Source organism: Chitinophaga japonensis (genome assembly GCF_007830125.1).
Taxonomy (GTDB): domain Bacteria; phylum Bacteroidota; class Bacteroidia; order Chitinophagales; family Chitinophagaceae; genus Chitinophaga; species Chitinophaga japonensis.
Genome location: NZ_VLLG01000004.1, coordinates 957,973 through 983,219, shown reverse-complemented (window position 1 = coordinate 983,219; position 25,247 = coordinate 957,973). Strand labels below are relative to the sequence as shown.

Sequence of the window (25,247 nt, the reverse complement as noted above, 5' to 3'; positions counted from 1 at the left end):
ATACATCCTATTTCATACTTCATACTTCGTACATCATGTTAGTACACCGGATCATTGAATGGTCATTGCGTAACCGTTTCATCGTGATCGTACTGGCCGCCGGCCTGTTTGCCTGGGGCGTGTTTGCCGTCAGGGAGAATCCCATAGACGCCATCCCCGACCTGTCGGAGAACCAGGTGATCGTGTTCACGGAATGGATGGGGCGCGGTCCCCGGCTGATAGAGGACCAGGTGACCTACCCGCTGGTCACCAACCTGCAGGGCATTCCGCGGGTCAAATACGTGCGCGGGTCCTCCATGTTCGGTATGAGCTTCATCTTCATCATTTTCGAGGATGATGTGGACATTTACTGGGCCAGGGAAAGAGTGCTGGAGAAGCTCAGCACCATTGCCCGCCAGTTGCCGGAAGGCGTAGCGCCCACCCTGGGGCCGGACGGCACCGGCGTGGGCCATATCCTCTGGTATACCCTGGATGCGCCGGACATCAACCTGGGAGAACAGCGCGCCATCCAGGACTGGTACATCAAATTCGCCCTGCAGAATGTGCCCGGCGTAAGCGAGATCGCTTCCTTCGGCGGGTCGCAGCAGGAGTACCAGGTGACGCTGGACCCCAACAAGCTGCTCTATTACAAGCTCAGCGTGCCGGAGGTGATCAGCGCCATACGCGCCAATAATAACGAGTCCGGCGGCCGCAAGTTTGAATTGAGCGGCATCGGTTACATCATCAAGACCAGCGGCTACCTGCAGTCCCTGGACCAGATCCGCGACATACCGGTGAAAACACAGGGCTCCATTCCCGTCAAAGTGGGAGACATTGCCAGTGTGCAAATGACCGGCGAGCCCCGGCTCGGCATCTTTGACCAGGACGGCAGGGGCGAGCGTGTAGGCGGTATCGTGGTAATGCGCTACGGCGAGAATGCCGACGCCGTGATAGACCGGGTAAAGGCAAAAATGAAGGAAGTGGCCAAAGGTCTGCCCCCCGGCGTACAGTTCGATATTATTTACGACCGCGGCACGCTCATCAAGGAGTCCATCAACTCCATCAAGCGCACGCTCATCGAAGAAATGATCGTAGTGTCCATCGTGGTGATCATCTTCCTGTTCCACTGGAGAAGCGCGCTCAGCATCATTATACAGATACCCGTTACGCTGGCCATCAGCTTTATCCTGCTGAACGCTTTCGGCATCACCTCCAACATCATGTCGCTGACCGGTATTGCCCTGGCTATCGGCGTGATCGTGGACAATGGCATTATCATGAGCGAGAATGCCTATAAACATTTATCAGAACGGTATGCAAGTACCCAAAAAGAGCAATTATGAACCGGCTGAGAAAAATATTTCGCAAAAAACCTTCCTGGATCACGGAAGAGGAGCGCCTGGCCGTAATAGAGCAATCCAGCAAGCAGGTGTCCCGCGGCGTGTTCTTTGCCACGGTGATCATCATTACCTCTTTCCTGCCGGTGTTTATGCTCACGGGGCAGGAGGGGAAGCTGTTCCACCCGCTGGCTTTTACCAAAACCTTCATCATGATGGTAGATGCCGTGCTGGTCATTACCCTGGCCCCGGTGCTGATCTCCTTCTTTATGAAAGGAAATTTCCGGCCGCAGGCCAACCCGGTGAACCGCTTCCTGGAACGTATATACGAGCCCGTGATCCGCTGGGTGCTGCGCTGGCGCAAAACCACCCTGGCCCTGAACATACTGGCCCTGCTCATTTCCATTCCCCTGCTGCGCAGTGTAGGCACGGAGTTTATGCCCCCGCTGGATGAGCAGAGCATCCTCTTTATGCCGGTGACGCTGCCGGATGTGAGCAATGCGGAGATCAAGCGCATCCTGCAGGTGCAGGACAAGATCATCAGCGCCACACCGGAAGTGAGCAAGGTGCTGGGAAAGGCCGGCCGCGCCAGCACCGCTACGGATAACGCGCCCATGAGCATGATAGAGACCATCATTATGCTGAAGCCCAAAAGCGAGTGGCGGGAGGGCATCACCAAAAAGGACATTATCCGTGAGCTGGACACCAAACTGCAGATACCCGGCGTGGTGAACGGCTGGACCCAGCCTATCATCAACCGCATCAACATGCTGTCTACCGGCGTGCGCACGGATGTGGGCATTAAAGTGTTCGGGCAGGACCTGGACACCATTGCCTCCGTTTCCGAAAAAGTGCGCAGGGCGCTGGAAGGTACGCCCGGCGTGCAGGACCTGTACGTGGAGCCGGTAACCGGCGGCAAGTACCTGGCAGTGGACATCCGGCGGGATGCACTGGCCCGCTACGGGCTGACGGTAGATGATGTGAACCGCACCGTGGAAACCGCCCTGGGTGGGGCCGCCGTAGGCAATACCATTGAAGGGCGGCGGCGTTTCGCCATCAGCGTGCGGCTGGCGCAGGACTTCCGTAACAGCGTGGAGCGGATACGCCGCATCCCGTTGCGCTCTCCCGCCTTTGGCGAAGTGCCTTTGGGCGAAGTGGCCGACATCCGCTTTGAGGACGGCCCGCCCATGATCACTTCAGAAAACGCCATCCTGCGCGGCGCGGTGATGTTCAACGTGCGGGGCCGCGACCTGGGGGGCACCGTGCAGGAGGCTATGGACAAGGTGAACCGCGAACAGGGCATTTTGCCGCAGGGCTATTTCCTGGAATGGAGCGGGCAGTACGAGAACCTGATCCGCGGGCAGCGAACCCTCCTGTGGATAGCGCCGGTAGTGCTGGTCGTTATCTTCTTTTCGCTGTACTTCGCTTTCCATTCCATCCGCGAAGCGCTGCTCAGCCTGATCACCGTACCCTTTGCGCTCATTGGCGGGGCCTATATCATTTACGCCTGGGGCGTGCACCTGTCCATTGCGGTAGCGGTAGGCTTCATCGCCCTGTTCGGCATTGCCGTGGAAACCGGCATCGTAATGGTGATTTACCTCAACGATGCCATGCAGCAACTGGTGAAGCAGCAAGGCAATTCATCGGCTACCATCACGAGGGAGGACCTGCGGGAGTATGTAGTGGCGGGCGCGGCCAGGCGTCTCCGCCCCAAGCTCATGACCGTATGCGTATCCCTGTTCGGGCTGGTGCCGGTGCTGTGGGCCACGGGTGTAGGCACCGATGTGATGAAGCCCATTGTGCTGCCCATGATAGGCGGCGTATTTACCTCGGCTATTCACATCCTGCTGGTAACGCCCCTCATCTTTTTAATGACGAAGGAATATGAATTACGTAAACATGGCAAACTGGAAGTATATGCTACGCACCATTAGAACCGCGGGATGGCTCCTGTGCCTGTTGTCATTGCCGGCGCTGGCGCAGCATGCGCCTGTGCTGTCACTGGATACCATCCTGCAAAGGATAGACCGCAATAACATACAGTTGCGCGCCTACGCTCTGAAAGCGGAAGCCTACCGGTACAGCGCCGATGCCGCTACGGCCTGGATGGCCCCGATGGTGGGCGCCGGCACCTTTATGACGCCTTATCCCGGGCAAAAGGTAATGGAAGGGAACAAAGGCTCCCTGATGTTTCAGGTAGAACAGGATATTCCGAATACCGCCAGGCTGCGGGCCAAACAGCGCTACATCGCCTCGCAGGGCGACATCGCCATGGCCGGCCGGGAGGTAACCCTGAACGACCTGCGGGCCCAGGCAAAGCGCCTGTACTATAACTGGATCATTGCGGCGGAGCGCATCCGCCTGCTGCAGCAGAACCAGCAGATCATAGAAACGATGAAGAAGATCGCGGAGGTAAGATATCCTTACAACCAGTCGCAGTTGGGCAGCATCTATAAAGCGGAAGCGCGGGTCACCGGCAACCATAATATGATCCATATGCAGCACGGGCTGATAGATAAGGCGCGGGCCTGGCTCAACAGCCTGATGAACCGGCCCGGCACGGAAGCGTTCCGGATAGATACCAGCCTGGAGCCGGTATTTGCCCCGGCCGCCACCTATGACACCGCTGCGCTGGCGGCTGCCCGCAAGGACGTATGGAAAATGAATGCGGGCATACATTCCATGCAGCTCAATATTGATGCGATGAAACAGGAACGGAAGCCCGATTTCAAAGTGAGCTTCAGCCATATGTCTCCTTTTGGGGCCGGTATGCCCAGGATGTACAGCGTGATGGGCATGGTGAGCATTCCCATTGTGCCCTGGGCCTCCAGGATGTATAAGAATGAAGTAAAGGCCATGGAGCTGAACGTACAATCCATGGAGATGGAAAAGGCGGGTATGCTGCAGGAAACGCAGGGCATGCTGTACGGGATGGAGGAGGAGATCCGCAATATGCAGGAGCATATCGCCATTACGGAAAGCAAGATCATTCCCGCCCTGCAGCGCACCCTGGACGCGGATTTTCTTTCTTACCAGGAGAACAGGCTGGAGCTGCCTGTGATCATTGACGCCTGGGAAGCGCTGACCATGGCGCAGTCCGGCCTGCTGGACGAAAAGCTCCGTTATTATGAAATGATCGTGGAATATGAAAAAGCATTATATCGTTAAAACAGGCACGCTGTTATGCGTAGCGGCGCTGCTGCTGGCAGCCTGCGGACAGCAGGAACAGGCACCCTCGCAGGACCGGCATGGCGCTGCGCACCAGTATGTAACGGATACGGCGCTGGCGCCCCTGCTGCAGCCGGTGAACGAACAGGTGATCGCGCAGATAGGCGCTGTCCGGCCGGAGCAGGGTGGCGGCGCCATTACCCGGGAGATACAGGGTGTAGCCGTGTACGATACCCGCAGCGAAACCTCCATGGCCGCCAGGGTAGCCGGGCGCATAGAAAGGCTGTACATCAGGTACAACTACCAGCCGGTACGGAAAGGGCAGCTCATTATGGAGATCTACTCCCCGGAGCTGGTAGCCGCGCAGCGGGAGCTGCTGTACATCGCGGAAACCGGCACGGACCCTGCGCTGCTGGGCCGCGCCAGGCAGCGCCTGCTGCTGCTGGGCATGACCGCGCAGCAACTGGAGCAGGTGCTACGTACCAAAAAGCCTTTGTACAAGGTCCCCCTGTATAGTAACGCGAACGGGTATATTATTGATAAGGCGGCCCGTGCAGCCACGGCTGCTGCGGTACCTGCGCCCTCCGCCAGCGGGGATGGCATGGGCGCTATGGGCGCGGCACCTGCCATGCCGGCCGCCCCGGCAGCGCCCGCCGCCAACACCCCGGTGCTGCTGCGGGAAGGGCAGTACGTAAGCGCCGGCCAGAGCCTGTTCACCATTTACAAGGCAGACAAGCTGGTGGCGGAGTTTGCGCTGGAGCCGGCCATAGCGGCTTACATCCGCAAGGGGCTGCCGGTGGCGCTGCAAAGCCTGGCCGGCGGCGGCCCGGAAGTATCCGCCACCATCGGGCTGGTGCAGCCTGTGATCCGCAACGGGGAGAACTTTACCCTGGTAAGGGTGTACCTCTCCGGGCAGCCCTTCAAGGCAGGCGCCCTGCTGAAAGGGCAGGTAGCCGTACCGGCCCCGGAAGGGTGGTGGCTGCCGGAAGCGGCCGTGGTGCAACTGGGCAACCGTTCCGTGGTGTTTAAGAAAGAAGGGCGTGTATACCGGCCCGTTAGTTTCCCGGCAGGACTGAAAGCCAATGGCCGCATACAGGTGCCGGACAGCCTGGCCGGCTGGGAGGTGGCCCGTAACGCATATTACCTGGTGGACAGCGAAAGTTTTATCAGAACCGCCGCTGCATCACAAAAACAATAAGCATATGCAAAGAGCTGATTTCATAAGAATAGCAGGCATGGCCTTACTGGCCCCGGCATTATGGCTGGGCGCCTGCAGCACCGGCAAAAAAAAGCAGGCAGGGGAGGCTGCAGTTACCTATACCTGCTCCATGCACCCGCAGGTTGTGCAGGAGGGGCCGGGCACCTGTCCCATTTGCGGGATGGACCTGGTGCCGGTGAGCGCAGCATCGAAATCGAAGTCGCTGCAGTTGGATAAGAACCAGATCGCGCTGGCCAATATCACCACCATGAGGGTAGGCGCCGGGGAGCTGGGCAATTATAAAAGGCTGAACGGCCGGCTGGCCGTGAACCCGGAGCATACGGCATATATCAGCAGCCGCGCGCCGGGCCGCATAGAGCAGTTGTATGTGAAGGAAACGGGCGTGCCTGTACGGAAAGGACAGCCGCTGTACCGCATCTATTCGGAGGAACTGGCAGGCCTGCAGCAGGAATACCTGCTGGCCGTTGCGCAAAGCGAAGCCTTCCCGGACAATGAGCGCTTCCGGCAAATTGCCGCCGCCGCGCGGCAGAAGCTACTGCTGTACGATGTGCCTGCGCCGGTGCTGGACAGGATCCGGCAACAGCAAAAAACAGATCCTTACCTGACCTATACCGCCCCGGTGAACGGCGTAGTGGCGGTGTTGGAAGTAGCGGAAGGGCAGTACGTCAGCGAAGGCAGCGCCATCATGCAACTGGAGGATTATGACCGGCTTTGGGTGGAGGCGGACGTATATCCTGCCGAGCTGGACCAGGTAAAGGTGGGCGAGCAGGTGAAAGTTACCGTAGCCGGCTTCGAAGATGCGCCGGTGAACATGCGCATCGATTTTATTGCTCCCGCCCTGCAAACCGGCACGCAACTGGCACAGGTAAGAGGTACGGTGCCCAACAGGGGGCAGCGGTGGCAGCCCGGCATGCAGGCGGATATTTACCTGCCTGCCGGCAATAAGGACAGCGTTATCTCCCTGCCCACGGACGCCGTGATCCGCGACGGCAAAGGCGCGCACGTATGGCTCCGGAAAGGCCGCGACCGCTTTGTGCCGCAAATGGTAAAGACCGGTACGGAAAACTTTGACCGGGTAGAGATCCGGGAAGGGCTGCGGACCGGCGATAACGTAGTGGTTACCGGCGCCTACCTGCTGTACAGCGAATACGTACTCAAAAAGGGCGCCGACCCCATGGCCGGCCATGCCCATGCACACGAATAAAATTTTTATTTATCAAACAGAAAAAACATCAAAGTATGCTGAAAAAGAACATCCTGTCAGGACTGCCGCTGCTGGCAGTGATCCTGCTGGCCGCCTGCGGCAACAGCGGGGAACAGAAAAACGATGCAACAGCGGGACATGAGCAACCGGCGGAAACCACCGCTGCCGCTGCTCCTGTAAAGCTGAAAGACGACAAGGCCCAGGCGGTATACCAGCATTACGTGCACCTGACCACGGCGCTGGTCAACAGTGATTCCGCAGAAGCCAAAAATGCAGGGGAAGCCATTGCAACGGCTGCCGCCGAACTCCCGGCCGGCACGGCGATTGCAGACGGCGCGCGTAAAATAGCGAACGCTTCTTCACTAGCTGCACAGCGGGCGGAATATGTAACGCTCAGCAATGAGGTGATTGCCCTGGTAAAGTCCACCGGCTTAAGCAGCGGGGAGCTCTACGTGGATTTCTGCCCGATGGCCAATGACGATAAAGGCGCTAACTGGCTGACCGCCAGCAAGGATATCCAGAATCCTTACTTCGGCGACGCCATGATGACCTGCGGGGAGATAGAGGAAACGATTAAATAGCAAACACTAAACAAAGGGCCGCTTTTAAACGGCCCTTTGTTATGAACGCCCGTTTTGGTTTGGAATGGCGGAAATGCCCCCTGAAAGTTTCGCAAATAGCCACCTCCTTTGATACGCTTATGGGCTATTTTTGAGATAAAATCTTTAGTGTATGAAAACAAAAAAGATCTGGGCCAACTTCGGCGTCCGGGATTTGGAACGAACCACTGCATTCTATAAGGAGCTCGGGTTTAAACACAACGGCGCGTCAGACCAACTGACCAGCTTTTTCTTTGGCGAGGAAAACTTTATTATCCATTTCTTTTTGAAGGATGCGTTAGAGCCCGGCATGAAGGGACAAATAATTGATACCAAAGCCGGGAACGAAATTATATTCACCCTTTCCGCTGACAGTAAGGAAGCGGTTGACAGTTGGGAAAAAGAGGTGCGGCAAGCCGGGGGAACGATCGTTTCCATGCCGGAAGAGTTTGGAAAGGGCTATTACGGTTTCGTGTTTGCCGATCCGGATGGTCACAGGTTCAATGTATTTTATATGTAGTATCGCTCAGCGCATTACTCCGGCTCTTTTTCAATGGAAGCCCTTGTCCTGGGCAGGCTTTCCGGGTATTTCTCCTTTATAAAGGCGATCATCTTTTCCCGCAGGTCGCAGCGCAGGTCAAAGGCCCGGCCGGAGTTGCTGGCGCTGACCAGCAGGCGCACTTCCATGGTCTGTTCTGTAGTGTTGGTGATCTGCAACACTTTTACGCGCTTGTCCCAAAGCGGGTGGTCCTCTACCAGGCGCGAAAATTCCGCTCTTAAGGCTTCTATAGGTGCCGCATAGTCCAGGTACAGGAACACGGTGCCCAGGATGGCCGAGCCGGTGCGGGTCCAGTTCTGGAAAGGTTTCTCAATAAAATAGTTGATTGGCAGTATCAGTTTACGCTGGTCCCAGATGCCCACCACCACATAGGTGAGCGTGATCTCTTCCACCCGGCCCCATTCGCCTTCCACCACCAGCACGTCGTCTATGCGTATGGGTTGGGTAAAGGCTATCTGCAGGCCGGCCAGGAAATTGCCCAGGGAACGCTGTGCCGCGAAGCCCACAATAATACCGCCCACGCCTACACCCGTCAGCAGGCCGGTGCCTATCTTGCGCAGGTTGTCGAAGCTGAGCAGCACCGCGCACACCACCAGTATCACGATCACGCTGATGGACAGCTTTCGGAGGAACTGCAGTTGCGTGCGGATCTTGCGCTCCCGCAGGTTGTCGGATTTGCGCAGGTCGTAGGCGTGCATGATGTAATCCTCGAACACCTTTACCGCACCGATCAGTATGTAGCCGAAAGAAACGATCAGCGACACTTCCACAATCTTACTGAGCAGCCGCTGTTCTTCAGACCCCAGCGTCATCAGCGGTATCACCATATTCAGCACCAGGATGGGCAAAAAATAATTGACGGGCCTGCCCAGCCGCCGCATAATGGACCGGATCATGGAGTAATGCTCCGGCGGCGCCTGTGGCGACTTGCGCAGGTACAGCGCTAATGCTCCCTTGATCAAAAGACCGGTAACAAGCGCACAGGCCGCCAGCAGCAGGTTGCCGATAAAAGCGGGCAGGTGGCTGATGAAATGTTGGATCTGTTCGGGCATATCTCCAAAGTTACAAATGAAATGCTTTTGTGGTATCTCCAATGGTATAGTGTTTGTGCCGTTTTGTGTGAACAAATCTTTGAGTTATGGGAAAAGACAGGGAAGGAAGATACATTCCGCCAAAAGGAAAACCTTCCGGTTCCATCCGGGAAGGGAAACTGGGTTTACGGCCCACGATGGAAGAAGAGGAATTGCGCAGGGATGAAGAGATGACGCAGCAATACACCAGCGGGGAAGACGAGCTGGCGCCCAATGTGCATGTCCGCCACCCCAACCGTAACACGGCCAAGGGCGATGAAGCGGAGCATGTAGCGCACAATGAGGCTGAATACGCCTATATGAAGCGCTATGATACGTTGCATAAGCCGTATGACGTATTGCAGCCCGAGTCCTTGCCGCAACGCTTTACCCGGGACGATTTTACCGCGCTGGCCGCTTACCGGTCAGATGCAGGATGTGTGACGTTCTACCTGCCTACGCACCGGTCCGGTATGGAAGTCAATGAGCAGCAGGATACGATCCGCTACAAGAACGCACTGCAAAAGGCGCGGCAGCAACTGCTGCAGAAGGGATGGCGGCACGAGGACGTAGAGTCCCTGCTGCTGCCGGCTTTCAACCTGATGTATGATGACGATTTCTGGCGCCGCCAACTGGACAGCATCGGGCTGTTCCTGGCCCCCGGGTTCTTTAAATATATCAGGCTGCCTTACCGCACGGAGGAACGGCATTACATCAACAGCTCCTTTTATGTTAGCCCCCTGCTGCCGCTGGTTACCAGCAAGGAGCATTTCTACCTGCTGGCCCTCAGCAAGAACAAGGCTACCCTGTATGAGGCCGATGCGCATGGCATACAGGAAGTGCCTGTACCGGATATGCCGGACGGCAAAGGCGATGTGGTGCGTTACGAGGGCCGGCCGGACCTGGGTATGACACGGTCCCGCAGCGCCCAGGGCAGTGGCGCCGGGGTGACCGATGTTTACAGCATGGGAGAAGGCAAACCGGATGAGAAATCCGACGTGTCCATGTATGTGGACCAGGTAGAGGAAGCGGTGTGGAAGGCGCGCCTCCATAACGAGAAAGCGCCGCTGCTGCTGGCAGCCGTGGAGTATATCATCCCCATGTACCGGGAACGCTCCAGGTACCGGCATATCATGGATACGGCCCTGACCGGCAATTATGAGCACGAGAACCCCACTGTACTGTATGAAAAGGCCCGGGAAAAAATGCGGCCTTATTTTGAGCAGGACCGGCAACACGCGCTGGACCGGTACTGGAATAACAGCGCCAACGGCCTTACCTCATCCATACCGGCCGATGTAGTGCCCGCCTGCTATTACTCCCGGGTGGATACGCTGTTCATCCAGCGGGATGGCCGGCTCTGGGGCGCGTTTAATGAACGGGACAACCGGCTGATACAGCATGACAGCGAGCAGCCGGGCGATGAATGCCTGGTGAACGCCGCCGCCGCAAAAGCCATGGCCACCGGCGCGGCAGTATTCATACTGGAGAAGGAACAGATGCCGGCGGAAAGCCCGGTAGCAGCCCTCATGCGTTATTGATATCCTGTGAATAAGCCGTAGATAACCTATATCTTTAAGATATGGGTTATCTATGGCTCATATATGGGTTATATATAGGTTATCTATAGGTTATCCCATCAGGCCCCCGCCCATTTAACCAATAATTCCCTATTTTCGCGGGTATGAACCTGTGGAAGAATATCATAAAAAGCCCCACCTGACCCGCCCGCTGCCGCACCTGCCGCGGCACTGCTACCCGTTTATTATTGCTTTCACTGAACAATGGCGCTCCGCAAGGGGTTGTCCTGTTATACCTGTATTTAAAACCCGATATTTCGTATGCAAACGATCATAGAACCTTTTAAGATAAAATCCGTAGAACCCATCTATTTCACCACCCGCGAGGAACGTATCCGTATCCTGCAGGAAGCGCATTACAATCCCTTCCTGATCCATGCCCGCAACGTGATCATTGACCTGCTCACAGACAGCGGCACCAGCGCCATGAGCAGCGAGCAGTGGGCGGGCGTTATGCGCGGGGACGAAAGCTATGCCGGCAGCGAGAGCTTTTTCCGCTTTGAAAGCACTGTGCGCAATATTACCGGTATGCCTTACATCATTCCCACCCACCAGGGCCGGGCGGCGGAGAAGATACTCTTCAGCATTACCGGCGGCAGGGGAAAGTATTTTGTGAGCAATACCCTGTTTGACACCACCCGGGCCAATATTGAATTTTCCGGGGCGGAAGGGGTGGACCTGCTCTGCGCGGAAGGAAAGCAGCCGGCACTGGTAGCGCCTTTCAAGGGCAATATGGACGTGGCGGCGCTGGAGCAGTTCATCCGGGAAAAGGGTGCGGAGCATATCCCTATGGTGATCATTACCGTTACCAACAACTCCGGGGGCGGACAGCCCGTGAGCATGGAGAATGTGCGCGCGGTGAGGGCCGTCTGCGACCGTTATGGCATCCGCCTGTTCATTGACGCCTGCCGTTTTGCAGAGAACTGTTATTTCATCAGGAAGCGGGAGCCGGGATATGCGGACAAGCCGGTGCTGGCCATTGCGCAGGAGCTGTTCTCCTATGCCGACGGCTGCACCATGAGCGCCAAGAAGGATGCGTTCGCCAACATCGGCGGTTTCCTGGCCATGCGCGATGAGCAACTGGCCATGGAATGCCGCAACCTGCTGATCATTACGGAGGGCTTTCCCACTTACGGGGGGCTGGCCGGCCGCGACCTGGAAGCGATTGCCATCGGGCTGGAGGAAGTGCTGCATGAGGACTACCTGCAGTACCGCATCCGCAGCGTGGAATACATCGGGGAGAAGCTGGATGCCGCCGGCGTGCCCTATATCAAACCGGCCGGCGGGCATGCCATTTACCTGGATGCGAAAGCTTTCCTGCCCCACATCCCGGTGCACGAGTACCCGGGCCAGGCCCTTTGCGGAGCGCTGTATGCGGAAGGCGGTGTGCGCGGGGTGGAAATAGGCTCCGTGATGTTCGGTAAATATGCGGCGGACGGATCGCTGGTGCCGGCGCAGATGGAGCTGGTACGCCTGGCCATTCCCAGGCGGGTGTACACCCAGAGCCATATTGACTACGTAGCGGAAGTGATCGTGGAAGTGTTCCGGCAGCGGGACCGCATCAAAGGATACAAGATCGTATATGAGACACCGTTATTACGGCATTTTACAGCGCAATTTGAGCCGGTAGGGTAATCTTTTACGCGCCTTCCAAAAACACCGGCGCATTCACCTTCCGGTCATTAATGGTGGTAGGCAGCTCCTGGTGGTAAGCGCCGGAGGGGATGAGGCCGAAGCCGCCGTATTTTTCCATCAGGCGCAGTTGCGCCAGCACGTCTTCCCCACAATGCGCGGCGGGCAGTTGCTCCCAGAAATCAAAGCCTCCTACTTCGCGCAGCTTCTGCGTATCATACAGCACGCAGCCGCCAATCCAGGCTACTTTGTATTTCTGCAAATGCCCGTTGCTGCAATGCAGCTTTTCGGCCGTATGCAGGATGTTGGCGGCATTGTGCAGCTTGTGCCTTTCCCACGCGGGAGTGCCTGGCTTTACGGTTTCAGGGGCCACCGGGCCGTCCCACAGCTCTATGCGCTGTTCCGCCGGGCGCACGTCATGGCGGTATCCCAGGCCTATCAGGGCCATGCCCGCAAATCCGCATGCCTCCTGTGCAATGGCGGTGGTCATTTTCTCCAGCGCATCCGGCTCCAGTATCACGTCATCATCCAGGAAAAGGGCATAATCCCCCTTTGCATGCTCCAGCAGGAACTGCCGTTGCTGCGCCATGCCGCGCCGGGGCAGGTTTTGCAACAACTGTACCGGGTGGCCGTGCAGTTCCAGTATGCGGCAGATCGTTTGAATGGTAGGATGGCTGGCGGCCGGCGTTGCTCCCTGGTCGGCCACTATTACATGAAAGTCATGGAAGCTTTGTGCGGAAAGGGCGGTTAAAGTGGCCGCCAGTGCGGTAATACGGTTATATGTCGGAATAAGAACGGAGACGCTCATGGTTTTTGGTGTTTAACGGTATCCTGCTTTCAATAGTCTCCAATACATATGCCAGATCATGCGCCTTCCCGGCCGGCACGGCTGTATGCAGCGCCTGGTTGAGCGGCGCCCAGCGGCCCGGATCGGAGTAGGGAGAGAAGATGATCACGCTGGGCACTTCCAGTGCTGCCGCAATGTGTGATACGCCCGTATCATTGCTTAACAGGCCGGCGCTGTGCTGTATCAGCGCGGCCAGCTCGCCGATGCCGGTTTGCCCGGCCAGCGCCACCAGGTCGGTGGCGCGGTATTGCATCTGTTCCGCTACCGCCTGTGTCAGCGCTTGTTCCTCCGCTGAGCCGGTAATGAGCACGCGGTATCCGCGGGCGGCCAATGCATCGCCCATGCGGGCAAAGTGTGCGGGCGGCCAGCGCCGCCGCGGGTCCCTGGCGCCGGGGTGCAGGCAGATGTACTGACCCGGCTGCAACTGCAGTTGCTGCATGAGCCGGTTAGCCTGCGCGTATTCCGTGGAGGAAATGGGAAACTCCAGCGCCGTGCCCTGCAGGGGTATGTCCAGGGCTTCCACAATGCGCAGCAGGCGCAGGATCTCATGTTCGCTTTCCGTCATTACCGGGAAAAGTTTTTCGTCCGGGCAGTAATGTCCTTCCAGCCGCCGGCCGGCCATTTTCCGGCCGCCCATCAGTTGGCAGCAATCGTTGGTATGCGTACCGTCTCCCTGCATCTGCAGCACCAGGTCAAACTGCTGTTCCTGGGCCTGCAGCAGGAAACGGGCTACTGCCGCGGGCGCAGCTTCCTGTTCCGGCAGCCCCGGCCATCCGGGAAAGGGCAGGAAACCGCTGAAATAATGCCGGAACCTGTCCGCGAACGCCTGTTGCCAGGGAAGGCCCACCAGGGTGATGGCCGCTTCCGGCCAGGCGTTTTTGACCGCTCTTACCGCGGGTATCATACAAAGCATATCGCCCAGTTGCAAAGCCCTGAGCACGGCTATCTTCTTCAGGTTGTCCATTATACTACGGCTTTAAGCTTGTACGCTGCTCCTGTGAGATCCTGCACGGCTTGCAGTACATCGTCTACGCTCACGTCCGCCACAAAAGATGCATGGTGCCGACATTCGGAGATGCCGCTTTTCAGGCGGCTGGCTTCCAGTCCGCAGAGCGGGCAGCGGGTGGTCCATGATATGAGCGGCCGGTTGATGGCGCTGGTCATGGGCGTACCGGTGATCATATTGCCTACCCAGTAAATGCCCACTGCCGGAATGCGCAGCGCATAGGCCAGGTGCAGGGGACCGGAGTCGTTGGAAACTACAATGTCCGCCAGGGACAGGAGGCCGGCCAGCCCGCAGATGGAAAGCTTTCCGCAAAGGCTGTGCGCGCCTGACCGCTGCTGCATGTTCTGCAGTATGCCGTTAACGAGGTACGCTTCTTCCGGGAGGCCGTTGATATATACCGTGTATCCTGCGCTCACCAGGTAGTCCGCCACCCTGGCGAAGTTCACGGCCGGCCAGTGCCGGCGCGGGTCTGTGGCGCCAGGATGGATCACCGCTACCGGGCTTCCGTCATGCGGTTGCATTACCTGCCGCGCTTCCCGGATATCTTTTTCCATGATATTCACTACCGGCACGAGGTTCCGGGTAGTAGCGCCGAGGTAGGACACCACCTCGAGGTAGCGGAGTATCTCGCTGTAGTAAATGATGTAGGGAATGGAAATGTCCAGCGGCGGCGCATCCGGCGCCTGCAGCCCCACCGTTTGCCCTGCGCCCAGTTGCTGCAGAAAGGGGTTGGAGAACCCGCCACCGCCATGCATCTGGATGGCGATATCAAACTGTTCTTCCCGCATTTGCCGGAAGAAGGCATTGACCTGTTCCGGATCGGGCTCGTAATTTTCCGCTTCGCCCACACCGGGGTAGGGGGGCACTACGATCACCCGGTCTACCGGGCCGGGCCGGCCGCAGAGAAAATCCCGGTGCATCTTTTTTCCCAGGTATACGATCTCGTGATCGGGAAAGGTTTCCCGCAATGCGCTGAGCGCCGGCAGCGCAAATATGAAATCGCCCAGCGCATTGGCGCGCAGTACTGCAATTTTCTTCATAGCAATCTATTTGAGCTGATAGCTGTTCTCAGGGCCAGGAGGTTTCCTGCAGTGGTATCACCATGATCTCCGGTACAGCGGTTTCCGCAGGGCCCTGCAGCAGGTACTTGATATTGCCGGCTACGTTTTCCGGGTCCTGCAGCTTGGTCTGGTCGATGTCCGGGAAGCGGTCCAGCAGGAAGGGCGTTTTCATGCCACCGGCAATCACGGCTGTTACCTTGATATTATGCCGGCGCGCTTCGGTAAACAGCGCCTGGGTAAAGCCCCGCAGGCCCCATTTGCTGGCATGGTAGGCGGAGGCTTCCGGCCATGCACGCAGGCTGGCGGTAGATACTACATTAATGATATGCCCGCCGCCCTGCTTAGCCATTACCGGCAGGGCGTATTTGCTGGTCAGGAAAGGGCCGCGCAGGTTTACGGTCATCACCAGGTCCCACTCGGCAGCGGTCATTTCCATGATCGGTTTGGTGAAGTCCACGCCGGCATTGTTGATCAGTGCATCCAGGCGCCCGAATTTTTCCGCGATCTCGCTGATCACCTCTTTCACGCTGTCTTCATTGCCTACGTCCAGCCGTAGCGGATAGGCATTGCCGTTATTTTCCTGTAATTGTCTGGCCAGCATCACCATCTTGTCTTCCTGCACATCCCCGATGATCACGGTGTGCTCCTGCGCCAGCGTGGCGCTGATGGCTTTGCCCAGGCCCTGCGCGCCACCGGTGACCAGTATTACTTTTCCATTAGACTGTTGCATTCGTATGTTTTTTTGATGAACTACTAGGGGTGCTCACGGCTGTACGGAACACCTGTTCCCATTCCCGGGTAAAACGTGCTATGTTGAAGCGCCGCTGCGCTATCCTGCGTCCTTCCGCGCCGATGCGGGCGGCCAGCACGGGATTTTCCAGCAGCAATTGCATTTTTGCCACCAGCGCGTCCGGGTCTGTGTCAATAAATCCTGAATGCCCGTTGCGGATAATAGTGGCCAGCTCCGTGGTAGCCAGGCCTACTACCGGTATGCCCAGCATCATGGCCTCGCACACGGCCAGGCCCAGGCTGGTATAACGGATGGGATGGAAAAAGAAGCGGTACTGGCTGCTGAATTCGGGCAGCTCGGTAGGCGCGATCTCGCCCAGCCCGCCCAACTCGTCCGCGTTCATGCCTACCAGGTCCAGCGGCACGCGCGTAGCTGCTTCCTGGAAGATGTCGCATCCCAGGCGGCGTCCTCTTTTAGCCAGGTTATTCACCACCACGATGCCCCGCTCCAGTTGGCCGGTATAGCGCACCTGCTCCGGCACCATAACGCCATGTTCTATTACCACGGCCGGGGTGCGGTTATTGTCCCACATCAGTTTATTGAAATGGGTGACATGCACCAGCAGCATGTCCGGGTCGTCTACGATATGGCGGGTATCTGTAGGATGTTGCCGTGGCGGATCATGCTCCAGGTATATCCTGGGCAGTTGCCGCTGCGCCGGTGACAGTATCTCGTACTGGTCGGTCTGGTAATGACGGGCGTGCTGGAACAGGATACAATCGAATTGCGTATGTGGTATATCCCGTACGGGTATCTCCCGCACATGATCGCCAAAGGGAAAGGTGGCGCCTCTGCCGATGTAGCCTTCCGTGCGGGCTTCATCCGTGGGCAGGTATATATCATAGTTGCCCTGCGAGAGGTAATACAGGTAACTGCCGTGCACGTGCCAGGTTAAAATTTTCAGTCTGGGTTGCATAAATGGATCGGTTTGGTAGTATTGAACGATATGGTTACAGCCTCAATTAATGCGCCATTCAGGCAGGAGTAGGGTAGCGGGCCCATTTGGAGAGGAGGGGAGTAGAATATTTTCCTCGTTTTATTGCAGGACTGCTGCTAAATGTAGCATATCGTTGAACCAATTATTTACATATTAGTATTAAAAAAATTCAATTAAACATTTGTTTAAACTAAACAAACGTTTAATTTTGTGTTTAGAACAACTGTTTAAACAGGCATTTAATAATGATGTTTTGAAATCAACGGAGGGAGCGATAATGGACTTCAATCAAAAACAATTACAGATACTGGAAACGGCGGAACGGCTGTTTGCGATGCGTGGGTTTCATGGGGCGTCTGTAAGGGATATTGCGCAGGAGGCAGATGTGAACATTGCTATGATATCCTATTATTTCGGGTCAAAGGAGCGGTTGATAGAATCGATTTTTCTGAAACGCATTTTGGATGTAAAGACAGGACTGGATGAACTGGTAAAGGACAAGCACCTGGCTCCACTGGAGAAAATGAACCGGTTGATAGACCTGTTCGTGGCGAGAATTTCCGAGCGGCCTCATTTCTGCAGGATGATGGTAAGAGCGCAGGCGACAGAAGAAGGCATTCCTACGGACCTGATCACGGATGTAAAAAAGCAGATGTACGAGATGGTGAAGAAACTGATCACGGAAGGGCAGAAGAAGGGCGCTTTTGTAAGCGACCTGGACCCGCTGATGCTGGTGAACACCATTGTAGGCACTACCAACCATATCACGATCTCCCAGAATTTTCTGCGGAAAATGTGGAACATGGAGCAGATGACAGATGAAAAGTTCCGTGAGCACCTGAGAGAGAAAGTAAGCAACCACTTGAAAAAAATGTTTAAAGTCGTATTAACACATGAACCTTAAAAGCATATACGGATCGTTATTCATGATAGCCCTGGGCATGTGGCTGCTGGCCGCTGCGCCCGTGCAGGCGCAGGACAGCAGAAGTCTTACCCTGCACGATGCGATAGCGCTGAGCCTGAAGAACAGCAAGCAGTTGCAGTTGAACCGCACCAAAATTACCGAGGCCACCAACGCAGTAAAGGATGCCAATGCGCAGCAACTGCCGGAAGCCAGCCTGTCCGGCTCCTACCTGCGCGTGAACCGGCCTAATATAAATATGAAAATGGAATCGGATGGCAACAGCGGCGGTGGCAGCACTACCCCGGATGTAAGCCAGTTGGCTTACGGGATGGCCACCGTATCCGTACCGCTCTTTTCCGGTTTCAGGATACAGGCCGGTAAGGAATCCGCCCGTTACCTGGCGCAGGCCGCCAAACTGGATGCAGACCGCGACCGCGAGGAGGTGATACAGAACACCATTGCAGCATACAGCAACCTGTATAAAGCGACCGTAGCGGTGAACCTGGTACGCGAAAACCTGAAGCAATCGCAGCAGCGGGTAGCCGATTTTACCAACATGGAAAAGAACGGCATACTGGCCCGCAACGATCTCCTTAAAGCACAATTACAGCAGTCCAATATAGAAGTGGCGCTCACGCAGGCGGAAAGTGATCTGAAGATAGCCCGCATCAATATGAACATTATGCTGGGCCTCCCGGAAGATACCGGCCTGGAGCTGGACACGAATTTCCTGGCGCAGGCGGTAGCGGGCGCAGATGGCAGGAGCGTAACGGAATGGGAGCAACTGGCCCTGCAAAAGCGCAAGGACGCCGCTTCCCTGCAGGCGCATGAAAAGGCCGCCTTTGCAGGCATCAAATCCGCCAAAGCGGATTACTTTCCCTCCCTGGCGCTGACCGGTGGTTACGTAGCGGCAGACATTCCCGAAGTGCTGACCGTGACCAATGCGGTGAACGTGGGCATCGGGCTGAAATACAACCTGTCCTCCCTGTGGAAAGCCGGCTCCAGGGTGGAAAATGCAAAGAACCAACTGCATGCGGTGCAGATCAATGAAGCAATGCTGACGGACGACATTCACCTGCAGGTGAACCGGGCTTATGAGAACTACGTGGTAAGCCGGAAAAAGATAGACATGTACCAGAAAGCGATCGAACAGGCAGACGAGAACTACCGTATTACGAAGAACAAGCACGATAACAGCCTGGCTACCACCACCGACCTGCTGGAAGCGGACGTGGCAGACCTGCAGGCCAAACTGAACTACACTTCGGCGAAAGCAGATGCGGTAGTGGCCTACAACAAGCTGCTGGAAACTGCCGGCGTGCTGAGCGAGCAAAACTGAGGATATTTAAAGCAACTAAACCAACAAACATCAAGGTCTTTATGGAAACAAAAGTAAATGAAGTAAGATCTACCAGCCATAAGACAGGCAACGGCTCCCCGCAGGAGAACGGGGCGCCTAAAAAGAAGAACCTGCGTTTCATCATCATACTTTCCGCGCTGATCATCGGCGGCGGCGCCTTTGGCATCACCAAGTATGTGCACGCGCTGCATCATGAAGAAACGGACAATGCCCAGGTAGAGGCCAACGTAAGCCCCGTAATACCCCGTGTGAGCGGTTATGTGAAGGAAGTAAGGGTAAAGGACAACCAGCATGTGAAGAAAGGGGATACCCTGGTGGTGCTGGACGACCGCGACCTGCAGATCGCCGTACAGCAGGCGGAAGCCGCCCTGGCCGCTGCAAAGGCCAATGCAGGCGTGGCGCAGGCCAATACCAGCGCATCCCGCGCCAATATTGTGACCTCCCGCGCCAACGTAGCCACGGTAGACGCACAGATAGAGGCCGCCAAAGTGAACCTCTGGCGCGCTTCCCAGGACTATGAGCGTTACGCCAACCTGATAAAGGACCACTCCATTACCCAGCAGCAATATGAACAGGCCCTGGCCGCCAAGCAAACGGCGGAGCGCCAGTTGCAGGTACTGCAGGAGCAGAAGGATTATGCCGCCCGGCAAACCAGCGCAGTAGCTTCCCAGAGCGCAGCTACCGCCAAACAGATCAGCGCTGCCGAAGCGGTGATCAAGGAGCGTGAGGCGGAACTGGCGGATGCGCAACTGAACCTGTCCTACGCCACCATTACTGCCGCGGAAGATGGAAAAGTGTCCAAGGTATATGTGCAGTCCGGGCAGTTCCTGCAGGCAGGGCAGTCCCTGTTCAGCATTGTACTGGACAATGCCGTGTGGGTAGTGGCCAATTTCAAGGAAACGCAGTTGGATAAAATGAAGGTAGGACAGGCGGTAAAAGTGCATGTGGATGCGTTCCCCGAAAAGGACCTGGACGCGCATGTGGCCTCTTTCTCACCGGCTACCGGCGCCCGCTTTGCCCTGCTGCCCCCGGACAATGCTTCCGGCAACTTCGTGAAAGTGGTGCAGCGCCTCCCGGTGAAAATAGAATTTGACAACCCGGCAGACCCGGTGGTAAAGCAACTGCGTGCGGGCCTGAACGTGGTAGTGGATGTACATCTTGACTAAAAGATCGTTTTCTTATGATGCAACAGGAATCATTGGTGGAATACGGCGCCCGCAGGGTGATCATTACGATCACGGCTATCTTCTGCGCCCTGCTGGAGATCGTGGATACCACCATTGTGAACGTGGCTTTGAATGATATGCGGGGCAACCTGGGCGCTACCATGAGCGAAATAGGCTGGGTAGTGACCGCCTACGCCATCGGTAACGTGATCATCATCCCGATGACGAGCTGGCTGGCGCAGCAGTTTGGCCGCCGGAACTATTTTGCGGTATCCATCGTGATGTTTACCATATCCTCTTTCCTGTGCGGTAACGCCTCCACCCTGTGGGAACTGATCCTGTTCCGCTTTATACAGGGGGTAGGCGGCGGCGCGCTGCTGGTAACTTCACAAACCATTATTACAGAAAGCTACCCGCTGGAGAAGCGCGGCATGGCCCAGGCCATCTACGGCATGGGCGTGATCATCGGTCCCACGCTGGGGCCTCCGCTGGGCGGGTATATTGTAGATAATTATGCATGGCCTTATATTTTTTACATCAACATTCCCATTGGCGTAATAGCCACCTTGCTGACCCTGCAATTTGTGCGTAGTCCCAAATTTGCGGAAAAGAAAGCGGCGAATGAAATTGACTGGTGGGGCATTGGTTTCCTGGCAATGGCGGTAGGAGCGTTGCAATATGTGCTGGAGCGCGGCCAGGAGGATGACTGGTTTAATGACTCGACGGTAACCGTGCTCACGGTAATGTCGGTGCTTGGATTTTTCTTCTTTGTATGGAGGGAGTTGATGTACAAGAACCCAATCGTGGAACTGCGTGTGTTAAAGAATGGCAATTTACGGATCGGAACGGTTTTATCATTTATCATGGGATTTGGTTTGTACGGGTCCACCTTCATTATACCCCTGTATACGCAGGGCATAATGGGGTGGACCGCCACGCAGTCTGGTATGCTGATGATACCTGCCGCGCTGATGACGGCCTTTATGATGCCAATCATTGGTAAAATGCTGGAGAAGGGGGTGCCGCAGCAGTACCTCATCGCCGTCGGCATGATCTCTTTCTTTGTGTACAGTTTCTGGGGCTATAAGATCATCACACCGGATACGGGCGAGGATGCATTCTTCTGGATGCTGATCGTACGCGGTGTGGGCATGGGTATGCTGTTCATTCCAATTACCGCGCTGGCGCTGTCCTCCCTGAAGGGCGTGCAGATAGGCCAGGGCGCGGCCTTTACCGGCATGGCCCGGCAGTTGGGCGGATCGTTCGGGATCGCATTGATCACCACTTTTGTGTCCCGCCGTAACGACCTGCACCGCACGGACCTGGTGAGCAAACTGGATGTGAACAACCCGGAAGTGATGAACCGGGTGCACCAGGTGCAGAACAGCTTTATCCACAAGGGCATGGACCCGCAAACGGCGTTGCAGAGCGCTTACCAGTCGTTGGAATATACCATTACCAGGCAGCAGACGGTGCTGTCCTATATGGATGTATTCCTGTACCTGGGCGTGATGTTCCTGATCTTTACACCGCTGGTATTACTGGTAAAACGAAACAAGGCGCAGGGGAAGCTGGATGCTTCCGCCATGCACTAGCGATAAATTATGAAGGTTAGTTACTAACAGTGTAACAGTTGTAGGTTTAGGTAGAAGCCGGAATAGTCTTATTCCGGTTTTCTTTTTTTAGAGGTATTGGGCGCTGGTGATGAGCAGTACATAGTATATGTAAGACTGCCAAAGGATGAGGAGAAGGTAAGGAGGTATTTCCGGAAATTACCCGGTACGAACAGCGTTGCAGGACCAATATTTTCTGCGTGGCCGTACGTACCGGGATATGATACTAACCAGGCGTTAAAACCAGGCCGGTTTTAGAACAAAGTATGGCATATTGCATGTGATGGAAGCCAGTGATATGGCGCCGGAACCGCTAACCTGCGTATATCCCCAGCACCAAACCCAGATCAGGTACGGAACATTAGCTTTCATATAGAAAAAAGTCTCTGCCGCCGGCGTATGAACGAGCACCGTATAGTCTTCGTGCCGCACCAGCCAAGGAGTTCCCCCGGCATTCCATAATTCAAACGGCTCACTGTAGAAAGGGCCCTGTTCGCCGCTGAAGTTCTCGATCTTTACTCTGACGCCTCCCCTTGAAAATGCGGCTCCGCCCTTGTAGTTCCAATTGGTCCAGGAATAGTCAATAGGCACATGTGCGGAAAAACTACCAATGGTATCCTGCTTGGGTATGACATACATGCCTACTCCCGCTCCTGCAAACCCATTAACGGGGTTGATCCGGAACTCTCCTGTGTCCTTGTTAGCAGAACAAAAACCACCACTGGTCCAGGATACGTCGTAAGGCGGGCCACCAACCCTGAGCCGGCTGTCAAAGCTGATCGTGAGATTTTTTTGTTCCTCTATGCCTTTAAGCGCTTCAGACAATTTAAGTGATTGCTTTTCAAACGCAAGCTTGTCAAATTTTTCCAGGGCCGATATGGCATCGGCTGCTTTTTGTGGGTCTACGTGTGTGATTTCCTGGAAGGGCCGGCTGATTTCCGACAACTGTTCAGCTTTGTAATGATCTTCTTTGATGATTTGGGCCATTTCCTCGGAAAACTGTTGGTCCATGAGATAAATCACCTCTTTGATTTGGTCCCTGGAAGGCGTTGCCTTCTGAAACAAGGGATTAGCTTCTGTGATCATTGGGTTACATTTTATGGTTAATAATGAGAATAATCTTACTTTTTCACATCCTGTCGGCGGCAGTTGCCGCTATTTTATCGGCCGCAAGGGTAAAAGCTTCCTGCATATTTTTTTGTATGGCACCTGCCGCTGCCTGATGAAATTCCAGCGCCACTACCGCCAGTTCCAATGCAGACCATTCGGGGCGAGGTTGCGGGTCTGGCCGCGGGTCTTTGGGGGGAATCGTGATCTTGGGCGGAACAGGGCAAAGATCATCTGCGAACTGATAAATGAACCGCGCTGCCTTTTCGGCAGACTGTTCGTCATCATGCTGCCCGGTAGCTGCTGCTACATCATAGAGCAAGTGGGCGCGGTCAAGGGCTTCCCGGGCAAGTGCGTAAGCAAATGCAATACCTGGTGGAAGCGGCTGCGGGTTGAGCCATGTTTGCCTGAACTGCCCGTCACCCAGCATATCCCAGACTTCCGGCCGGCGCCTGGCAATGATCTGCCACGGCTGAGGGCCCGGACCAAAAAGCGCCACGCGCTCCAAAGCCCGGCGAACGAGCGGGTCCCAGGGGTTGGGCGGAAGTTTCGAATCGTCGGGATTGGGATAGGCATGTCCGTACACCAGTTGACTGGCCAATGAGAGCAGCTTTTGAGGGGCTACTGTTGTAACGTCTTTCATTGTATCTGTTTTTTGTGTGAAAGTTGCTTTTGGAGATAAGTCGTAGTTTAATGATGTATAGGAAACAACAGCACAAATTTTTTTTGTATCTTCCAGTAACAATTAATGGTATTACAGACCCTCTTCTTCTACTATGTTTCACCTGGGCAAATCCCTCAATGCTGAAGTAACCCTGGTTGACAGTCTGCAGGCGGGTGGTGCGGAGCGCCGTATTGCCGAGAAAAAACTGTACGAGCATTTCTTTTATTTTATCAGCCAGGGCGCCAGGAAATATCATCTTCCTGAAGATGAATGCGCCAGCGCCTACTCTGATACCATGCTCAGTGTTATTGAACATATCATTAATGGCCGGTTTGAAGGCCGTTCTTCGTTAAAATCCTACGCCTATCAGATTTTTATGAATAAATGTGTTGACCTCGTGCGAAAAAAAACGACCAATAAAAGCAGCGTACATGATACAGAGGTAATAGACCTGCTGGTCACTGCATTGCCGGACAGGGCGCGTACCGTTATACAGCAACTGGTTGATAAAAGCGATCGTTGGTTGATGATGCAAAAGCTTCGGGAAATAGGGGAGAAATGCCAGCAGTTATTGTTGCTCTTTGAAGATGGGTACAGCGACCGTGAGATTGCACTGCAAATGCAATATCAATCGCCGGAGGTGGTTAAAACCACAAGGCTCCGTTGCCTGGAGAAATTAAGGGAAAAGGTAAAACCAATCAGGCGCTGATATGGAGGACGTGTTGGCATACATAGATCGCTATTTCCAGGGAGAGATGCCTGAAGAGGAAAAAGCGGCCTTTGCGCGTCGCTGTGAAACAGATATGGCCTTTGCGGAGGCGGTAAGTTTCTATGTCGCTGCCCGACAAAGCGTAAGGGCCACCTTGCTGGAGCAAAAGCGCAAAACTTTTGACGAACTGTATCAGCAGTTGTCAGCGGGTGTTGTTAAACCCCAGTCCCGCATCCGGCAATGGCTGCTGTATGCGGCGGCCGCCTGCCTGCTGGTATTGATAGGATGGTTGTTGCTGCAACCGCCTTCCCCACGGCAACTTGCTGAGCGGTATATTGACCGTGAGCTGAAAGTGCTGCCCGTTACTATGGGCCGGCAGGACAGCCTGCAACTGGGGATTGCCGCTTTTAACCGGCAGGAGTTTATAACGGCCGAGCAGATCTTTCTGTCGCTGTGCCGGCAGGGAACGCAGGCGGCGGAAGCCCGTAAACATCTTGGGCTTATATATCTGGTAACCGGTGAATATGATAAAGCGTTAAGGCAGTTTGATACGCTTAGTGCGCACCAGGGCCTGTATGCAAACCCTGGCCCCTTTTACAAAGCGGTTACGTTGATGCGACGATCTGCCGGTAATGACAAAGAGGAAGCGCGGAAAATACTGCAGGCGATCATTGAGCAGCGGCTTCCCGGCAGCCAAACAGCGGAAGCCTGGATACGCCATTTTTAAACCTCAAAT

At 55.6% G+C, this 25,247-nt stretch carries 23 protein-coding genes; 15 read left to right on the top strand and 8 right to left on the bottom strand.

Translation table 11 applies throughout. The features are described 5' to 3' along the window. The first annotated feature begins 35 nt into the window (after window positions 1-35). The 7 genes from LX66_RS21080 to LX66_RS21050 all read left to right on the top strand — a co-directional run bounded on the left by LX66_RS21080 (window position 36) and on the right by LX66_RS21050 (window position 8,026). A complete protein-coding gene (locus tag LX66_RS21080) occupies window positions 36-1,322 on the top strand; it encodes an efflux RND transporter permease subunit (RefSeq protein ID WP_145717222.1) in 1,287 nt (428 codons plus the stop codon). Next, window positions 1,319-3,250, top strand: a complete 1,932-nt coding sequence (locus LX66_RS21075) for an efflux RND transporter permease subunit (protein ID WP_145717220.1) — start codon at window positions 1,319-1,321, stop codon at window positions 3,248-3,250. The genes LX66_RS21080 and LX66_RS21075 overlap by 4 nt, the downstream gene beginning before the upstream one ends. Beyond that, the gene (locus LX66_RS21070) at window positions 3,234-4,484 is read left to right on the top strand and encodes a TolC family protein (protein WP_211366415.1); all 1,251 of its coding nucleotides are present in this window, start codon (window positions 3,234-3,236) and stop codon (window positions 4,482-4,484) included. The genes LX66_RS21075 and LX66_RS21070 overlap by 17 nt, the downstream gene beginning before the upstream one ends. After that, a complete protein-coding gene (locus LX66_RS21065) occupies window positions 4,462-5,682 on the top strand; it encodes an efflux RND transporter periplasmic adaptor subunit (protein ID WP_145717215.1) in 1,221 nt (406 codons plus the stop codon). Before LX66_RS21070 ends, LX66_RS21065 begins: the two co-directional genes overlap by 23 nt. Before the next feature lie 4 nt (window positions 5,683-5,686). Continuing rightward, window positions 5,687-6,907: an efflux RND transporter periplasmic adaptor subunit gene (locus LX66_RS21060; protein WP_145717213.1), complete on the top strand. Its 1,221-nt coding sequence runs from the start codon at window positions 5,687-5,689 to the stop codon at window positions 6,905-6,907. 35 nt (window positions 6,908-6,942) lie between these two features. Further along, on the top strand, window positions 6,943-7,488 hold the full coding sequence (locus tag LX66_RS21055; RefSeq protein ID WP_145717211.1) for a DUF3347 domain-containing protein: 546 nt from the start codon (window positions 6,943-6,945) through the stop codon (window positions 7,486-7,488). A 151-nt stretch (window positions 7,489-7,639) separates the two neighbouring features. Next, the gene (locus LX66_RS21050; RefSeq protein ID WP_145717209.1) at window positions 7,640-8,026 is read left to right on the top strand and encodes a VOC family protein; all 387 of its coding nucleotides are present in this window, start codon (window positions 7,640-7,642) and stop codon (window positions 8,024-8,026) included. A gap of 14 nt (window positions 8,027-8,040) precedes the next feature. Here LX66_RS21050 and LX66_RS21045 read toward each other — a convergent pair whose 3' ends face one another. Next, complete coding sequence (locus tag LX66_RS21045; protein WP_145717207.1) at window positions 8,041-9,117, bottom strand: mechanosensitive ion channel family protein; 1,077 nt, start codon at window positions 9,115-9,117, stop codon at window positions 8,041-8,043. A gap of 86 nt (window positions 9,118-9,203) precedes the next feature. On the opposite strand from LX66_RS21045, the gene LX66_RS21040 reads away from it, so the two are divergent. After that, the gene (locus LX66_RS21040; protein WP_145717206.1) at window positions 9,204-10,676 is read left to right on the top strand and encodes a baeRF7 domain-containing protein; all 1,473 of its coding nucleotides are present in this window, start codon (window positions 9,204-9,206) and stop codon (window positions 10,674-10,676) included. A gap of 300 nt (window positions 10,677-10,976) precedes the next feature. Further along, a complete protein-coding gene (locus tag LX66_RS21035) occupies window positions 10,977-12,350 on the top strand; it encodes a tryptophanase (protein WP_145717204.1) in 1,374 nt (457 codons plus the stop codon). A 4-nt stretch (window positions 12,351-12,354) separates the two neighbouring features. Here LX66_RS21035 and LX66_RS21030 read toward each other — a convergent pair whose 3' ends face one another. From LX66_RS21030 to LX66_RS21010, 5 genes are read right to left on the bottom strand one after another with little or no spacing between them, the layout of a single operon-like run. Next, on the bottom strand, window positions 12,355-13,155 hold the full coding sequence (locus LX66_RS21030) for a glycosyltransferase family 2 protein (protein WP_145717202.1): 801 nt from the start codon (window positions 13,153-13,155) through the stop codon (window positions 12,355-12,357). Beyond that, a complete protein-coding gene (locus LX66_RS21025; RefSeq protein WP_145717200.1) occupies window positions 13,124-14,158 on the bottom strand; it encodes a glycosyltransferase family 9 protein in 1,035 nt (344 codons plus the stop codon). The genes LX66_RS21030 and LX66_RS21025 overlap by 32 nt, the downstream gene beginning before the upstream one ends. Then, window positions 14,158-15,240 (bottom strand): glycosyltransferase family 9 protein, encoded by a 1,083-nt coding sequence (locus LX66_RS21020; RefSeq protein WP_145717198.1) that lies wholly within the window; start codon window positions 15,238-15,240, stop codon window positions 14,158-14,160. The genes LX66_RS21025 and LX66_RS21020 overlap by 1 nt, the downstream gene beginning before the upstream one ends. A gap of 28 nt (window positions 15,241-15,268) precedes the next feature. Then, window positions 15,269-15,991 (bottom strand): SDR family oxidoreductase, encoded by a 723-nt coding sequence (locus LX66_RS21015; RefSeq protein ID WP_145717196.1) that lies wholly within the window; start codon window positions 15,989-15,991, stop codon window positions 15,269-15,271. Beyond that, on the bottom strand, window positions 15,978-16,967 hold the full coding sequence (locus tag LX66_RS21010; protein WP_145717195.1) for a glycosyltransferase family 4 protein: 990 nt from the start codon (window positions 16,965-16,967) through the stop codon (window positions 15,978-15,980). Before LX66_RS21010 ends, LX66_RS21015 begins: the two co-directional genes overlap by 14 nt. 298 nt (window positions 16,968-17,265) lie before the next feature. Between LX66_RS21010 and LX66_RS21005 the strand changes: the two genes are divergently transcribed. From LX66_RS21005 to LX66_RS20990, 4 genes are read left to right on the top strand one after another with little or no spacing between them, the layout of a single operon-like run. Then, window positions 17,266-17,892 (top strand): TetR/AcrR family transcriptional regulator, encoded by a 627-nt coding sequence (locus LX66_RS21005; RefSeq protein WP_145717193.1) that lies wholly within the window; start codon window positions 17,266-17,268, stop codon window positions 17,890-17,892. Then, on the top strand, window positions 17,882-19,231 hold the full coding sequence (locus LX66_RS21000; RefSeq protein ID WP_145717191.1) for a TolC family protein: 1,350 nt from the start codon (window positions 17,882-17,884) through the stop codon (window positions 19,229-19,231). The genes LX66_RS21005 and LX66_RS21000 overlap by 11 nt, the downstream gene beginning before the upstream one ends. Before the next feature lie 41 nt (window positions 19,232-19,272). Next, entirely contained in the window at window positions 19,273-20,418 is a 1,146-nt protein-coding gene (locus LX66_RS20995) for an HlyD family secretion protein (RefSeq protein ID WP_145717189.1), read from the top strand. A 14-nt stretch (window positions 20,419-20,432) separates the two neighbouring features. After that, a complete protein-coding gene (locus tag LX66_RS20990; protein WP_145717187.1) occupies window positions 20,433-22,013 on the top strand; it encodes a DHA2 family efflux MFS transporter permease subunit in 1,581 nt (526 codons plus the stop codon). A gap of 255 nt (window positions 22,014-22,268) precedes the next feature. Here LX66_RS20990 and LX66_RS20985 read toward each other — a convergent pair whose 3' ends face one another. Further along, on the bottom strand, window positions 22,269-23,117 hold the full coding sequence (locus LX66_RS20985; protein WP_145717185.1) for a hypothetical protein: 849 nt from the start codon (window positions 23,115-23,117) through the stop codon (window positions 22,269-22,271). 43 nt (window positions 23,118-23,160) lie between these two features. Next, on the bottom strand, window positions 23,161-23,883 hold the full coding sequence (locus LX66_RS20980) for a hypothetical protein (protein WP_145717184.1): 723 nt from the start codon (window positions 23,881-23,883) through the stop codon (window positions 23,161-23,163). Window positions 23,884-23,914: 31 nt separating this feature from the next. Here LX66_RS20980 and LX66_RS20975 point away from each other — a divergent pair, with 31 nt between their 5' ends. After that, window positions 23,915-24,511: an RNA polymerase sigma factor gene (locus LX66_RS20975; protein WP_145717182.1), complete on the top strand. Its 597-nt coding sequence runs from the start codon at window positions 23,915-23,917 to the stop codon at window positions 24,509-24,511. A 1-nt stretch (window position 24,512) separates the two neighbouring features. Next, a complete protein-coding gene (locus tag LX66_RS20970; RefSeq protein ID WP_145717180.1) occupies window positions 24,513-25,238 on the top strand; it encodes a tetratricopeptide repeat protein in 726 nt (241 codons plus the stop codon). Window positions 25,239-25,247: the final 9 nt, after the last annotated feature.